Raw genomic sequence first — 15,159 nt, forward strand, 5'->3', positions numbered from 1 at the left:
GCCGATATGCTAAAATGCCGGCATATTAAAAAAACATTAAGAAAGCTTTATTTTTTCTCGACGGATAAAAATACCTTATTCGGCAGGCAGGCATTCCAATCACCGTGATTTTTTAATTTCGGAGCTGTTATACAGGTTTTATTCGAGCAAGTTGAGCTGACAACAAAGGCTTCATTGTTTTCAATTCTTATACTTACAGGCCCTGTTTCACCCTCAACAACAAAAGATATATCCGTATCCATAGGGTATATCCAATCTCCTTTTGGTGTCCGCACCGATAGATAAAGAGTAGAGCTGTCTGCCGAATATATAAAAAGAGCTGTCGAAGTTATAAATACAATAATTACAGCAAGTATTATAACATCAAGAAGCCTAATTCTTTTAAAAAACTTTTTCATATTTTAGCCTTTTAGCAGTTTTTTTGGTCATGCGCCTACGGTTCAAAAAGCCGGAAAGTCCTTTTTGGAAAAATTCAAGAAGCTCTTTTTTATTATTCATAGTTATGGAATATCCCATTTGAATTTGTGAGAGCGGATCCGAAAAGTCATGAGAAACTGTGTCGGTATCAATATCAAGGATATGGGTTGGAGTATTGCATACACTATAATCGGATCTTATCGCAGCCACTTCCAAACATCTTGTTAAAACTGAAATTGAAGAATCCAGATCATCATTATTTATCGTCTTAAAAGTCCCAAGCGTTACAGCCAAGATATTTTTAAAACCTTTCTCCTTGGCAATCCAAACAGGCGTATTGTTTTTTACACAACCGTCTACAAAAAGTTTTCCGTTATAATTAAACGGAGCAAAAAAACCGGGATAGGAGTATGAAGCTCTCATCGCATCAGCCAAAAAGCCCTTATCAAAAACTACTTCATTCCCTTCACATAAATCGGTTGCATTACAATAGAAAGGAATCTTAAGCTGATCAAAGGTTTGATAACAGGAAAGTTTTTTAAAAAGAGTTAAGCTCCGTTCACCGGAGTCTGCTCCCTGATGAGAAATTAAATTGTTTAAACTTGCACCTATTTGTAAAAACCTTGTCAGCTTAGTCAGCCCAAAACCCAAATGCGATACATCAAGATAATCGGTCAATTCAAAATTTTTTGAAAAGAAAGAAATCATCTCATCTACGGTCATGCCTGAAGCATAGAGCCCGCCGATAATTGCACCTATAGAACATCCGACAATACAATCAGGAAGCGGATATTTCAATTCTTCAAGAGCTTTAAACATTCCTATGTAGGCAAGGCCCTTTGCGCCTCCGCCCGATAAAACCAATGCCCATTTCATAATATAATTATATCTATATTTTAAAATTTATACTAGAGGAACCTTTATAATAAAGCGGCAATCTTATCGGGATAGTCCGTTATAATCGAATCCAAACCTGTGCTTAAAACTTGGTCATAGTCCGTTTGGATTGAGCCGAACCAAGCATTGACCCTAAGACCTTCATTATGAAGCTCATCTACGAATTCTTTTGTAAGCCTATATGCAGGGGGATGATAACATTCTACGCCGTACTTCTTTAAATACGCGGCCGGGTGCAAATCCCAAGAATCAACCAAAAAACCGCATACAAGAGAAGAATCTATCTTTTTCATTCTCAAAACACTTTCATGATTAAAAGAAGAAATAATACATTTGTCTTGCAGATTATATTTTTTTAAAAGAGCATATACCTTTTTTTCTATTCCAGGATATTCAAAGACACCTGTCTTTAATTCGATGTTGGAAATAATATCCTTATTCTTTATAAAATCAAAATACTCCTCAAGAGAAGGAATCTTTTCATCCAAATGTTTTATTCCGCTTACAGCTTCCGAACTTTTAAAATTTGCTGCGGCATTTATCTTTTTTAAATCTGCAAAGGAAAAATCTTTTACAAGACCTGAAGCATTACAGGTTCTATCCAATGCTTCATCATGAATGATAACGGGCACACCGTCGGAAGAAAGATGAACATCAAACTCTATACCGTCAACACCTAATTCTACTGCTTTAGAAAAAGCAAGCATCGTGTTTTCAGGATACTTACTTCTGAAACCTCTGTGGGCAAAATTAAGAACCTTATTCATACTACCAACCTCCCGAGGCGCCGCCGCCGCCGAAGCTACCGCCTCCTCCTGAAAATCCTCCGCCTGACGATCTTCCCATCGAACCGCCGAAAAAGGAACCTCTTGAAGATGATCTTCCGCTAAAAGAACGCCCCGCTCTGCCGCTTCGGGAAAGCAAGTAGAATATCCAAAAAAGCCCGCCCGGAGAAAATTTTGAAATCATAAGATAGACAAAAAGAAAAAACAATAAGGCTTGCGGGAATCCGCCTTCATCATCTTCATCTGAGACAGCGATTTCTTTTAGGAGACTTTCATCTTCTGAGGCATAAGCCGCCATGGCCTTAATCCCGTCATAGATTCCTTCACCGTAATTACCCGAACGGAATTGAGGAGCGATAAAGTTTCGGATGATTTGACCGCTTCTTGAATCTGTCAAGTTTTGTTCAAGACCGTAACCTACTTCAATACGAAGCTTTTTATCCTTAACTGCAACCACCAAAAGAGCTCCTGAGTCTTTTTCTTTATCACCCAACTTCCATTCTTCGGCAACCTGCATAGAATAATCTTCGATAGACTCTCCCTCTAAAGACGGAATTATCAGAACCGCTATTTGCACTTTAGACTTTTGATCCAAATCCAAAAGAAAATTTTCTATTTTTTCGAATTCACTCCTCGAAAGAATTCCGGCCTTGTCAACCACAGGGCCGGAAAGCGAAGGAACGGCTAAGCCGAAAAAATTAAAATTATAAAAGATAAAAAAACATAAAACAATTATCTTTTTTAAGATTTTATCTTTTTGCATACTCTTTAAAAGTTGACTTTAGGAGCGGTCGATGCTTGATCATCAGCCTTAAAATAAGCCTTTTCTCTAAAGCCGTTCATATTTGCAATAATGGAACGCGGGAATTGTCTTATATAAACATTGTATGATTGAACGGCTTCGTTATATCTTTTGCGTTCAACGGCAATACGGTTTTCCGTTCCTTCAAGCTGGGTTTGTAAATCCATAAAGTTTTGATTTGCCTTAAGTTCAGGATAGTTTTCGGTAATAACCAACAAACGCTGTAAGGCTGCACCAAGTTCGCTTTGAGCCTGTTGAAATTTTTCAAATGATTCCGGATTATTTAAAACCTCATCGGAAACCTGCATAACACCGCCGGCCTTTGACCTTGCTTCTGCGATATCCGTAAACACCTTAGCTTCATGGCTTGCATAGCCCTTTACAGTATTTACCAAGTTAGGAATTAAATCAAAACGTCTTTGATAAACATTTTCTACCTGACTCCATGCAGACTTTACACCTTCTTCTGCTTTGACAATAGAATTATATGTTCCTACAAAAAAATTATATAAGCTGAAAGCTAAAACAAGAACAACAGCCAAAATAATTAATCCGATTTTTAAACCCTTACCCATAACGCCTCCATAAATGCTAAAATAAGTTATATTTAATTTAACAAATTACGGATAAAAAAACAAGCCCTTGAGTTTTTCAGTTTATTTTTTTCTAACGGAAGGCGCTGCAATAAAAAATATAAGGGCAACAATGTAAGGAACAGACAATAGAATACCCGATGGAATTTTAACGGTACCCTGCATGATATTTACAGCGTATTCAGCTGAAGAAAAAAGCAAAACGGCGAGGGTACATAAAAGAGGATTTTTATTTCCCAGAAAGATTGCAGCTAAGGCAGTCCATCCTCTTCCCGAGCTTATATTAGGAGTATAGGCGGCAAGACGGAACACAAGAGTCGATCCTGCACAAGCTGAAAAAAAACCTGCGATGGTCCATGAAAATATTTTATAATTATTGGGATTTATTCCGTGAGCAATTAATACGTCGGGTGCCTCACCTGAATATTTTAAGCTGATTCCTTTGGAGCTGTATTTTAAGAGCACAAAGATTACAATGGCCAAAATTAAGCCTGCAAAAAACGGATTAAGGTTATTTATAGGAACAAGATGGGAGGATGCTTCAAAGTCTTCAAAGGAAAGTACTCCGCCTTTTTTTAAAAAGAGTTCCGATGCCCAAGGCACAAAGCCGGCTGCAAAGAGGTTTAAAGAAAGGCCGGTTAAAAAAGAGTTTGCCCTTGTTTTAACGGTAAACAATGCAAGCAAATAAAGAATAAGAGAAGTTAAAAGAACGGAAACTATAAAACCCAAAAAGGGATTGCCGCTTATTATAGTTATAAGAGCACAAAAAAATGCAGACAAGATAACGGCGCCTTCCATAAAAACGGCAAGGGATCCTGCATATTCGGTAAGAAGAGCTCCCAAAACCAAAAACAAAAGAGGAGCCGACATTTTTAAGATGACTAATGCGGCTTCAATCATATTCCCTTCCTTTTTAAAAGAAGCGTCTTTATCCGTGAAATATTTTTACTTAATCCTAAAGTAAAGCGTAGGCTCAACAGGTTTGCAGAAATAAAAAGAAAAACTACAGCCTGTAAAAATACAGCCGTATCAAAAACCAATGAGCCGGACATTACTGCGGCATCGGAAGCGCTTTGTATCCATGAGTATAAGAAGGCGGCAGGAATAATTGCAAAGAAACTATTTTTTGCAATTAAGGCTATCGCAAGGGCAGCCCATCCCATTCCTGAAGAAAAAGAAAGATGACAAATATACCAAGTTCCTGTAATTGCAAAAAATCCGGTTAAGCCGTGAAGCCCTGCAGAAATTCCCATTCCTGCAAGAGGCGGAGCATAAACCGAAAAACCTGCAAACTTGGAAAACTCGGGAGCCGTTCCCGAAAGCCGCAAGCGGTAACCCCACTTTGTTTTAGCAAAAAAAAGAATAAAAAACAAAACCAAAATAATCGAAAACACAAAGGAAATATTTAATGACGACGGCGGTAAAAAACTTTTAAGCTCAAAGCTTTCTGCTATTGGAGGCAGGGCAAGTAAATTTCCCGATGTATCCCGCAGAGGATTGCCGATAAGATAGTTTACGACAGGCAATATAGCTGCAGAAATTAAAAAAGAAGTTAAAAGCTCATCGGCATTAAATTTAATTTTTAAAAATCCTGAAACAAGACCGATTAAGCCCGAAGCAAAAAAAACGATTAAGCCCGTAAGAACAAGTTGTACTACGGACTCCGTCCAAGTATTTTGTAAAAGTATTCCGGTTAAAAGTCCTGCAAAATATATTTGCCCCTCTCCGCCCAAATTAAAGCAGCCGCATTTAAAAGCAAATAAAGAACCTGAAGCTGCAAACAACAAAAGAGAAGTTTTGTTCAGCATGTTTCCAAAATACCAAACGGAAGAAAAAGGTTTTAAAAAAAATTCGGATAAGGCTTCTTTAGGATTTTGAGAACCCAGAGAAATAAAGATAATTATTACCAGAGTGCCGAGAAAAAACGCAGCTCCCGAACTTAAAAATTTATACCTTCTCAATTTTCTTTTCCTAAAAAATAAACGGCATCAAAAGCGTTTTTATAAGAAGCCGTATCAAATTCTTTTGTTAATATTATAATGGTTCTACCCTGCTCGGCAAGAGCCCTAAATTTATTCATAAGAAGCTCCGTGCTCAAAAGATCTAAACCCCATGCAGGTTCTGCAGCTATTATGATTTCAGGATTTTCAGCAAGACAGCGGGACAATATCAGACGCTGGAGCTGTCCGCCTGAAAGCGTACCCGCTAAACGGTTTTTATCGGCAGCTATATTTTCAGTCTTCAATAACGATAAAATAAATTCATCGGAATTTTTTTTATCAAAAAAATTATTTTTAAAGCGGTAACAATTTAAAACTTCTTCGATTGAAAGATTTACATCAGCACCGCGTAAATTTCTATCCGAGGGAATAAAGCCAATTTTATTTTTTAAAAGAAGGGATGGAGTTATTTTTTCGCAGCTAAAAACTTTTTTTTCCGTTTCAGGATTTTCAATTACTATGTTTCCGGTATGGTACCTTTTATTTATAGCGTTATTCTTACCCATAGCCATTCCTGAAAGAATATCCTCCAAGTATTCGATAGCGCTGTTAGGAAAGCCTACAAGTCCGGTAATCTTTCCGCGTTCAGCTTTAACCTGAAAATTTTTTATTTCGGAACCGAATCCCGAATTAAAAGAAATACAAAATTCAAAACCGCAACCGGAATCCGATTTGTTTTCTTCCATATTCTTATCATGGGATTTTTCTTTTTCGCTCTTTAAAAATTTATCTCCTGAAAATATTTGTTTTTTTATAAAAAGCTCGGCTTCATCATCGGTTCCCAAATCTTCAGTTAAAAAAGAGCCCTGCATTTTTCCGTTTTTTAAAACCGAAATCCTATCTGCAAAGTTTAGGGCTTCTTCGACCTTATGAGTAATTAAAATAATGCCTATTTTTTCTTCCGCACATGTTTTTTTTAATACCGAAAAAAAAGTTTGCCGCTCTTTATCCGTAAAAACGGAAGCAGGTTCATCTAAAATTAAAAATTTCGGATTAGTATAAAGAGCCGAAAACATTGCAGTATAAAATCTTTTATCTGCAGATAGATTTTTTATTTTGGCATTTAAATCCAAATCTAAATTCCATTTGGATTTTAAAGTTTCTATTTTTTGTTTTTCGGAATGAAGATTTATAAGCGATAAGAAACCTCCGTGTTTTGTTCCTATCATTATGTTTTCAAAAACGCTTGCATTTGCGGCAAGGCGGGGACGCTGATGAACAATCGCAACGCCGGCATTTAAAGCATCATTCGGGGAATTAAAATTAAAAACCTTATTCGCTATTTTTATTGAACCCTTTGTCGGAGAAAGAAGCCCCGAAAAAATATTTACCAAAGTAGATTTTCCGGCTCCGTTTTCTCCGAGAAGGGCATGAATTTCGGAAGTGTAAAATTCTATGTTAACATCAGTTAAAGCGGCATTTTTATAGATCTCGCCGGTTTGATTATTTTCCGTTTCATAAATCTTATAAATACCGCTTAACTCGGCCGTAGTCTTTTTCACTTCACAAAATCCGATTTTAAAATTTATTTTACCGACAAGTCCAAAGAACCGTCAACTATTTTCTTTAAAATTTCATCTTGTTGTTTTCTGATTTCTTCGGGAACTGTTTGAATATAAATCTCATCATCCGAAACAAAATTTACATAACCTTCTTTGATACCTAGGGTAGAAGCTGTTCCTTCCTGTAATTTTCCGTCGATGAAGTTTAAAATTTGCTCGTATGCAAGTTTTTTTTGTTTCATTTCGGAACTTGAAATTACATAGCCTTTCGCTTTTGCATAACCGTTATCATCAAACCATGAAACATAAAAGCCCAACTCCTTGGCAGCCGCAAGAACTCCTTGATTTGCACCGCCCGAAATAGGCATAATTACATCCGCCCCGTTTTTATACATTGCACGGGCAAGCTCGGCTCCCTTTGCTGCATCATACCAGTTTCCTACAATTTTAAAATCGACTGTAAATTCGGGATCGACGGCCTTAGCTCCTTCAATAAAAGCAGGCAAAATTATATTCATCATTGCAGGATATTCTTGTCCTGCTATGAGTCCGATTTTCTTTTCGGGATTTGCAAATTCCATCTTGCTTAAACTTACCAAGGCAGAAATATGTCCCGCTATATAAGCTTGCTCTCTTTGATTGTATCTAAAGGTAGTAATCATAGGATTCCCTTCGGCATAGGCATCCAAGAGCAAAAATTTTTGATTGGGGAATTGTTTGGAAATAGGAGCTGCGATGCCGGGCATAGCGGGATTGGAAGAAACAATCAAATCATATTTTCCGTCCACGGCCAGAGAAGTAAGTTTTGTTCCCCATTCCGCCTGATTGGTTCCGGCTTCTAAAATCTTTAAACTTACTTTTTTGCCGTTTCCGATTGCAGAAGCAACGGCTTCTTCTACGCCGGAAGACAACATATCATAGACAGGACTTTCAGCCCTGACACCGGGAACAAAAACCGCAATAGCGATTTCTTTTTCTTTTTGCATATTTTCAGTTTTTGCACATGAAAAAACAGCTAAAAGAAAAGAAACAAATAAAATAAAATTAATAATCTTTCTCATGGCTGACAATATAGCAAAAAAAAGAGGAGAATGCAAGATGGGAAGATTATTTTTATAATCCGTTTACCTACGCCCTCAAATATAAATATAAGATCTTTATCATTGTAAATATCAAAATACACACCTTTCCTATCAGGCATCCGTAAATGCCTTAAAAGTTTTTGACTTGTATGTCCATAGTTCTCCGTAAGGTTTCAATCGCTGTCCGAAAGAGATAGTTGAACTGTGAATAAATGCAAAGTTTTGTTTTCATTTTATCATTTATCTCAACTCAATAATTTTTTGTAAAAATATTGTCAAATTGTATATTCGATTTTATACAACAATTTAATAAAATATTTTACGTGTCTCTTCCTTTATAAAATTACCATTGATATCATATAAGTCAGAAGTATATGTATCAACAACTTCTAACATATAATTTATTTTCATAAAATAATGTCTTTTACCTTCATGCGTTATATGGAACCATATCATAAAATTAGGATCATCAGGTCTGCTTACATCACTTATAAAGTGCAAAGTAATATTATCAACTTCATAGTAATGACAGGATATTACTCCACGTTTTGGAGGTTGTTGATACACAAGATAATATATAGTTTCAAGAATATCACGAAAATCAGGATCATAATTAACTTCTGACCATCCATTCGACTTCATATATTTTTTAAAATTTTCATATTTTTTTCTTTGGGAAAATGTAGAGCATGAAACCATCATAAATCCTAACACAACAATCAATAGTAAACTAATTTTCTTTTTCACTTTTTTATCTCCCATATTATTTATATCTGTAACCATCGATAACACCATCATTATCGATAAAAATATACAATCCCCATATAATAAAAATCCGGCAAGGCTTTGATAAACCGTGCCGGTTAAAAGTCTAGTATCCTTTTATTTTTTTATCAGGTTTGCAAAGGTTGCCATGCCGGCATAGCGGGCGTTGTAGCCGAGCTCATCTTCGATCCTCATAAGCTGGTTATACTTTGCGATGCGGTCACTGCGGCTCATTGAACCGGTTTTAATTTGTCCGGTCTCAAGGGCGACGGCCAAGTCTGCAATAAATGCATCTTCGGTCTCGCCTGAGCGGTGCGAAATAACGGCAGTGTAGCCTGCCTTTTGAGCCATTCTTACGGCATCGATTGTTTCGGTAACGGTTCCGATTTGGTTGAGCTTTATCAAAATAGAATTGCAGGCTCCTTCTTCAATACCGCGGGCAAGCCGTTTTGTGTTTGTTACAAAAAAGTCGTCGCCCACAATCTGAATCTGATTTCCCAATTCCTTTGTCATCTTTGCATAGCCTTCCCAATCGTTTTGATCGAGCGGGTCTTCAATAGAAACAATCGGATATTTGCTTATCCAATCCTTAAAAAGGTCAACCATCTCATCGGCATTTAAAATTTTAGAAGGTGCCGACTTCCAGAACTTGTAGCCCTTTCTATCTCCTGCATCAAAGAGCTCGGAAGAAGCGCAGTCCAAAGCTATCACCACATCCTTTCCGGGTTTGTAGCCTGCTTTTTCGATAGCCTTCATTATATAATCCAAGGCTTGAACATTTTCGATATTGGGAGCAAAACCGCCCTCATCGCCTACAGCCGTAACATGGCCTTCCTTCTTTAGAATATCCTTTAAGGCATGGAAAACCTCGGCAGTCATTCTTATGCCTTCACGGATTGACGGAGCACCGACGGGCATAATCATATACTCCTGAAAATCTATCTTGTTGTCGGAGTGGCGGCCGCCGTTTATGATATTCGCCATGGGAACTGGCATCTGCATTGCATGAACGCCTCCCAAATAGCGGTAAAGCGGCAAACCTAAACTGTCGGCAGCGGCACGGGCTACAGCCATCGAAACACCGAGCATAGCATTTGCTCCGAGCTTGGATTTATTTTCGGTGCCGTCAAGATTTATAAGCATATTATCTATTTCGGCCTGATCCAAAGCATCAGCCCCGTCAAGTTCTTCGGCAATAACCGTATTAACTTGGTCAACAGCCTTTAAAACACCCTTTCCCATGTAGCGGCTTTTATCGCCGTCCCTCATTTCCAAAGCTTCATATTCTCCCGTAGAAGCCCCCGAAGGAACACAGGCCCGGCCGTAGCTAAAATCGCTTAACTGAACCTCAACTTCTACAGTAGGATTTCCCCGCGAATCCAAAATCTCGCGGCCTTCAATATAAATAATATCAGACATATTAACCCCCTTAAGATAAGCCGATATTTAATTTTACTCTTATTCCAAAATAAAATCAAGGTCGAAAATGTTTATTCAAATCCAAGTTTTTTACACACAATTCATGATATCCCTCACCGTTTTCAAAAGAAAAGGGGGTGAAAATCCGAGGTCAAATAAAAAAAATATTCTCTTACAAAATTGCTGCAAGTGTGATATAATACAACCAATGAGGAAACAGTTATGAGTACTTCAAACAGAAAATACAAAGATTCAGTATTTGTAGACCTTTTTAGTGAAGACGAAAGGGCTAAGGAGAATTTTTTATCTCTTTACAATGCTTTGCATGGTACAAATCTACCGATGTCTTGTCCTGTAGAAAATATAAGGCTCGATAATGTTATGTATATGAACATAATAAACGATGTTTCCTGCCTTGTAGATGGTAAAATTATTATTCTTGCTGAACACCAGTCTACAATAAACGAGAATATGCCAAGCCAAGGAATATACTTCCGTGTACATTCCTTGGCTTCGAGTTTTAGGCTTACAGCCTAAAACATCGTGTACTTGCGGCTTCTGCGGTGTCCGTGCCATAGTGCCGTAACCTTAATTAAAGAAGACCGGGTTCTTAGGGCGGAGCCATAAGCAGTGCGGGAAGAAGAGAGAGGGTTTTAGGGAGAGAGAGGAAACCTTGCTCTGAACGAGGTGTCCTCTCTCTCCCTAATAGAACGGCTTTAAAAATGCAATAAAAATATGTATAGAAAAAGGGATCTTAAAAGAATACTTAATGAGAAAATCACGGGAGGTAATAAACATGTTAGTAGCAGAATATGATTATGATACGGACATTGCAGTACAAAGGGAAGAAAGTCTAAGAATTGGTATAGAACAAGGAATACGGCAAGGCTTTTCTGATGGAGCATACCAAAAAGCCATCGAAACAGCTAAGGCTTTTAAGCAGTTTGGATTTGATATTGATAAAATAGCTGAAGGAACCGGCTTAAGCCGTGAAGAAATCGAAAAACTGTAACAAAGTGCAAATGTCAAAGTATGAGGTTCAAATGCTGTGGGCATTTTTTGCAATTTTGCATTCTTAACCTTGCAATTTTTAAAAATATAGTGTATCCTTATTCTGTGATCAAACTTATTCTGTGATCAAATTTAAGCTTTTAGGCTTTATATAAAAAGGAGTTTTTATGGGATTTACAACGGATAAAATCAGAACCATCGCCGTTGCCGGACACGGACAATCGGGCAAAACCAGTCTTGTGGAACACTTGCTCTATGTTTCTGGCCTTATCGCTAAGGCAGAATCGGTAGACTCGGGAAAAACCGTGACGGACTACAGTCAGGAAGAAATCGATCGAAAAATATCTATTTACTCAACCTTAGTTAATTTACAAAAAGACGATAAGCTCATAAATATTTGGGACACTCCCGGAGCTTCTGATTTTATCGGTGAGGTAATAGCTGCTTTCCGCTCATCCGAAGCAGCCCTCATAGTTTTGGACGGAAGATCGGGCGTACAAATTGAAACAATCAAGTACTGGCGCGACCTTGACAGAAGAAACAAGCCCCGCCTTGTTTTTGCAAACAAGATGGACGAAGCCAGAGCCGACTTCGATAACTGTATAGCCGATGTTAAAAAGCAGTTTCAGGTAGATGTCTTCCCTGTAAGCTTTCCCATGGGAACTGGAGATAATTTTAAGGGCGTTGTAGACGTTCTTCACGGCAAGGCCTATAAAATCGAGGGCGAAAAAGAAATCGAAACGGAAATCCCTGCAGAATATCAGGATAAATACAAGGACGCTCTGGAGGTTTTGGCCGGAGCTGCCGCCGAAGGCGATGAAGAACTACTCGTAAAATTTATAGATGAAGGAGAACTCTCTCCTGAAGAAATAAGCCGAGGTCTTACCCTCGCTATGGCCGATAATAGAATTGTTCCTCTTTTTGCAGGCTCTGCAATAAATAATTCAGGCCTTAATTCTCTTTTACGCTTTATAAGCGAAATTCTTCCCTCTCCTGAAGGAGCCCTGGAAAGAGGAGTTACAAAGGAAGGAGAAGAAATTTCCGTTAAACTGGATCCTTCAGCCCCTCTTTCGGCCATTGTAGTAAAAACCTCCAACGACCAATTTTCAGGTAGACTTTCCTATGTGAAAGTTATTACGGGAACTCTCTCAGCCGATTCCGAGGTCTACAATCTTAGAGAAGAAAAAAAGGAAAGAGTCGGTAAAATTTATAAGACATTGGGTAAAAAACTTACGGAAGTAAAAGAAATTGCAGCAGGCGATATAGGCGTTTTGGTAAAGCTTACAAGCACAAAGACAAACGATACCTTAGCAGCCTCAGCCGATGTAATACCCTTTGTAAGGCTTAGAACTCCCGAACCCATCTATTCGTTGGCGGTTTCCGCAATCGACAAAAAGAATGACGATAAGGTCAGCGAGCAGCTGTTTAAGGCCTGTGAAGAAGACATGACTCTCTCCTTTGCCTTCAATGCCGAAACAAAGCAAAACGTTCTATCGGGCATGGGCGATTTACATACAAGCATAGTTTTGGATAAGGTTAAAAATCAATCCAAGATAGAAATTCAAACCTCCATTCCCCGAATTGCCTATAGAGAAACGATTCAGCGTAAATCTCAAGCCGAATACACGCATAAAAAGCAGTCGGGCGGCCACGGACAATTCGGCAGGGTTGTTTTGGCAATCGAACCCCTCCCCAGAGGCGAAAAATACAAATTTACCAATGCGGTTTTCGGAGGAGCTATCTCCAAGGGCTACATACCCGGCGTTGAAAAGGGTGTTATTGAGGCTATGGAAAAAGGCGTTTCTGCAGGCTACCCCGTAGTAGATGTTGCCGTAACCGTTCTTGACGGTAAAGAACACCCCGTAGACTCATCGGAAATGGCCTTTAAGATTGCAGCCCGAAATGCCTTTAAGGATGCAATGAGAAATGCAGGCCCGATCCTTCTTGAGCCCATTATGAACCTAACCGTATTTGTCGAAAACTCATATCTCGGAGATATAATGAGCGACCTTTCTTCACGCCGAGGCAGAATCCTAGGCCAGTCCTCTCCCGCCAGCGGCATTGAAGAAATCAGGGCACAGGTTCCCCACAAAGAGCTTTTGCGCTATGCAATAGACCTCCGCTCGATGACAAGCGGTACGGGTTCTTTTGAAATGTCCTTCGACCACTATGATCCGATTTCCGGTAAGATTGCCGATGAGATAATAGCCGAAGCCAAGGCCTTTATGGAAGAACAAGAAGAATAGGCTAAAGCCTAAATAAAAAAACTCCACGCCGGACAATCCGGTGTGGAGTTTTTTTTTATTTAAATGCGGCATTTTAACTTGCTGCATACCGAAAGCGAAGAGCGGAAACCTGTTGACATGATAGTGGATTGGTAAAGGGAGCACAATCAAATCAACAACTCCAATACTCTGCCTCGAAGTTGTTGATTTGAAAAACTTGATACTGTTTAAAGCCATTGACATTCGGCCGGCAGCATTACCGGCATAAAACTCTATTACAATACGTTCTGCACCACAAAACACATTTTGCCTATTCGGTTTCACCGCTTTACCGCCACGGACGGCGGTGGTTACATTCTTGCGATGTTTTGCCGAAAGGCAAAACTCGAAACTCAAAATCGGACAAGGACGTCCGATTTTGAGTACCTCTCCGGCAAAATGTGTGAACTCAAGGCCGGCAAGCCAAGCGGAAGCCAAGATAGAAGCTCCAGTAGTCAGGACTGTAGTAGCCCCGTACGCCTACAGTGCAGTAGTGCGCGTAGAAGTACCAACTGCCGCCGCGTAGGACGCGGTAAGAACCCGACGCACCACCCTGAGGATCGGTAACTGTGTTAGCCTCTATATCGTCGTACCAATCAAAACACCATTCCCAGACATTACCGCTCATATCGTGTAAACCGAGTGCATTCGCTCTCCTTTCTCCGACCGGATGAGTTTTTCCTCCTGAATTACCACTATACCACGCAACCGCTCCTGTTTCCGCAGCATCATTCCAGTCAGCTTTCGCTCCGCTTGCACTGTTTAATTTGGTAAGGTACACATCGCTGTATTGCACCGCATTTGTTGTATCGCTTCCCTGCCGGCGAGCCGCATATTCCCACTCGGCTTCTGTCGGAAGTCTAAAGCCTTTTTTACCCATCTCAGCATACGCTGCATCACAATCAGCTGTTGCCGTCGCGTCTTTTAATACAACCGTATGATCGTCCTTTTTGCGGTATACGCATTCGGTATCGGCTTTACCTTCAGCCTTCATTTGAGTATACGCATTACACCACACAATGCAGTCCCTCCAGCTTATAGTCGTTACAGGCTCATCGTCAGTTCCGCTTCCGTCTTTACCTTTTACTCCCGGATTGGCAAATGTATATCCATGACCAGTCGCCCAGTCGTAAACTTCTTTCCACAGTTTATAGGTTACCTCTGTTTTGCCGAGCTTGTAGGGGCTTAATTTTACCTTACGGTCTTTAATAAATACGCCTTTCCACCAAGCTTCACTTCCGGGTAAGGCGTAGTTAGGGGCAACGCCTACAATGCCGTTTGCAGGAGGGGTTATTTTTATAAAGCCATCGCCTGTGTCTTCAACAGAACCTACATTGGGCGGCGAACCGCCTCCGCCCGCATTATTCGGGCAGCCGGTCATTCCAAATAGCGCTATAGGCGCCACCAACGCGGCTATGATGAGCGCCGCGGCTCTTTTCAGTGCACAGAGCCTGCCGCTTGAAGCGGCTGAGCTCTTGTTCAAATTTAATTTTATCATATATTTTCTCCTAAAAAATGATATGCTGTTTATAAAGGAAAAATCCATTAATTCTGAATAAGGTCTTCACCGTACAGTAAACCGGTCATTCCCCGCTCGGGGAAGGGGGGCTTCCCTGTACGGG

The 15,159-nt window shown here is 39.6% G+C and carries 13 protein-coding genes and 1 pseudogene; 2 read left to right on the forward strand and 12 right to left on the reverse strand.

Features of this window, described 5'->3' with window-relative positions:
- Positions 1-47 precede the first annotated feature (47 nt).
- The 11 genes from HYB91_RS08245 to eno all read right to left on the reverse strand — a co-directional run bounded on the left by HYB91_RS08245 (position 48) and on the right by eno (position 10,262).
- Entirely contained in the window at positions 48-398 is a 351-nt protein-coding gene (locus HYB91_RS08245) for a NusG domain II-containing protein (RefSeq protein ID WP_002670373.1), read from the reverse strand.
- Positions 382-1,293: a patatin-like phospholipase family protein gene (locus HYB91_RS08250; RefSeq protein WP_002677398.1), complete on the reverse strand. Its 912-nt coding sequence runs from the start codon at positions 1,291-1,293 to the stop codon at positions 382-384. Before HYB91_RS08250 ends, HYB91_RS08245 begins: the two co-directional genes overlap by 17 nt.
- Before the next feature lie 44 nt (positions 1,294-1,337).
- Complete coding sequence (locus HYB91_RS08255) at positions 1,338-2,081, reverse strand: glycerophosphodiester phosphodiesterase (RefSeq protein WP_002677397.1); 744 nt, start codon at positions 2,079-2,081, stop codon at positions 1,338-1,340.
- A gap of 1 nt (position 2,082) precedes the next feature.
- A complete protein-coding gene (locus tag HYB91_RS08260) occupies positions 2,083-2,862 on the reverse strand; it encodes a TPM domain-containing protein (protein WP_002677396.1) in 780 nt (259 codons plus the stop codon).
- 5 nt (positions 2,863-2,867) lie between these two features.
- Positions 2,868-3,476, reverse strand: coding sequence for a LemA family protein (locus HYB91_RS08265; protein ID WP_002671951.1), 609 nt, complete (start codon positions 3,474-3,476; stop codon positions 2,868-2,870).
- 81 nt (positions 3,477-3,557) lie between these two features.
- Positions 3,558-4,394, reverse strand: coding sequence for an ABC transporter permease (locus HYB91_RS08270; protein ID WP_002677391.1), 837 nt, complete (start codon positions 4,392-4,394; stop codon positions 3,558-3,560).
- On the reverse strand, positions 4,391-5,455 hold the full coding sequence (locus HYB91_RS08275; RefSeq protein WP_002677389.1) for an ABC transporter permease: 1,065 nt from the start codon (positions 5,453-5,455) through the stop codon (positions 4,391-4,393). Before HYB91_RS08275 ends, HYB91_RS08270 begins: the two co-directional genes overlap by 4 nt.
- A complete protein-coding gene (locus HYB91_RS08280) occupies positions 5,452-6,996 on the reverse strand; it encodes an ATP-binding cassette domain-containing protein (protein WP_002677386.1) in 1,545 nt (514 codons plus the stop codon). Before HYB91_RS08280 ends, HYB91_RS08275 begins: the two co-directional genes overlap by 4 nt.
- Positions 6,997-7,019: 23 nt before the next feature.
- The gene (locus HYB91_RS08285; protein WP_002677384.1) at positions 7,020-8,057 is read right to left on the reverse strand and encodes a BMP family ABC transporter substrate-binding protein; all 1,038 of its coding nucleotides are present in this window, start codon (positions 8,055-8,057) and stop codon (positions 7,020-7,022) included.
- A 327-nt stretch (positions 8,058-8,384) separates the two neighbouring features.
- Positions 8,385-8,876, reverse strand: coding sequence for a hypothetical protein (locus HYB91_RS08290; RefSeq protein ID WP_002677382.1), 492 nt, complete (start codon positions 8,874-8,876; stop codon positions 8,385-8,387).
- Positions 8,877-8,960: 84 nt separating this feature from the next.
- Complete coding sequence (eno, locus tag HYB91_RS08295; protein WP_002670350.1) at positions 8,961-10,262, reverse strand: phosphopyruvate hydratase; 1,302 nt, start codon at positions 10,260-10,262, stop codon at positions 8,961-8,963.
- 222 nt (positions 10,263-10,484) lie between these two features.
- Here eno and HYB91_RS13005 point away from each other — a divergent pair.
- Both HYB91_RS13005 and fusA read left to right on the forward strand, forming a co-directional pair.
- Positions 10,485-11,274 (forward strand): annotated as a pseudogene (locus HYB91_RS13005) (hypothetical protein).
- A gap of 166 nt (positions 11,275-11,440) precedes the next feature.
- A complete protein-coding gene (fusA, locus tag HYB91_RS08310; protein ID WP_002677376.1) occupies positions 11,441-13,519 on the forward strand; it encodes an elongation factor G in 2,079 nt (692 codons plus the stop codon).
- Between the two features lie 427 nt (positions 13,520-13,946).
- Here fusA and HYB91_RS08315 read toward each other — a convergent pair whose 3' ends face one another.
- A complete protein-coding gene (locus tag HYB91_RS08315; protein ID WP_002670346.1) occupies positions 13,947-15,035 on the reverse strand; it encodes a formylglycine-generating enzyme family protein in 1,089 nt (362 codons plus the stop codon).
- Between the last annotated feature and the right edge of the window lie 124 nt (positions 15,036-15,159).

This window comes from Treponema sp. B152, assembly GCF_024181665.1.
In the GTDB taxonomy this organism is placed as follows: domain Bacteria; phylum Spirochaetota; class Spirochaetia; order Treponematales; family Treponemataceae; genus Treponema_B; species Treponema_B denticola.

Bases quoted from the DNA above. Each gene is read 5' to 3' on its own strand.
- HYB91_RS08245 (WP_002670373.1), bottom strand. From the start codon at position 398: ATGAAAAAGTTTTTTAAAAGAATTAGGCTTCTTGATGTTATAATACTT.
- HYB91_RS08250 (WP_002677398.1), bottom strand. From the start codon at position 1,293: ATGAAATGGGCATTGGTTTTATCGGGCGGAGGCGCAAAGGGCCTTGCC.
- HYB91_RS08255 (WP_002677397.1), bottom strand. From the start codon at position 2,081: ATGAATAAGGTTCTTAATTTTGCCCACAGAGGTTTCAGAAGTAAGTAT.
- HYB91_RS08260 (WP_002677396.1), bottom strand. From the start codon at position 2,862: ATGCAAAAAGATAAAATCTTAAAAAAGATAATTGTTTTATGTTTTTTT.
- HYB91_RS08265 (WP_002671951.1), bottom strand. From the start codon at position 3,476: ATGGGTAAGGGTTTAAAAATCGGATTAATTATTTTGGCTGTTGTTCTT.
- HYB91_RS08270 (WP_002677391.1), bottom strand. From the start codon at position 4,394: ATGATTGAAGCCGCATTAGTCATCTTAAAAATGTCGGCTCCTCTTTTG.
- HYB91_RS08285 (WP_002677384.1), bottom strand. From the start codon at position 8,057: ATGAGAAAGATTATTAATTTTATTTTATTTGTTTCTTTTCTTTTAGCT.
- HYB91_RS08290 (WP_002677382.1), bottom strand. From the start codon at position 8,876: ATGATGGTGTTATCGATGGTTACAGATATAAATAATATGGGAGATAAA.
- eno (WP_002670350.1), bottom strand. From the start codon at position 10,262: ATGTCTGATATTATTTATATTGAAGGCCGCGAGATTTTGGATTCGCGG.
- fusA (WP_002677376.1), top strand. From the start codon at position 11,441: ATGGGATTTACAACGGATAAAATCAGAACCATCGCCGTTGCCGGACAC.
- HYB91_RS08315 (WP_002670346.1), bottom strand. From the start codon at position 15,035: ATGATAAAATTAAATTTGAACAAGAGCTCAGCCGCTTCAAGCGGCAGG.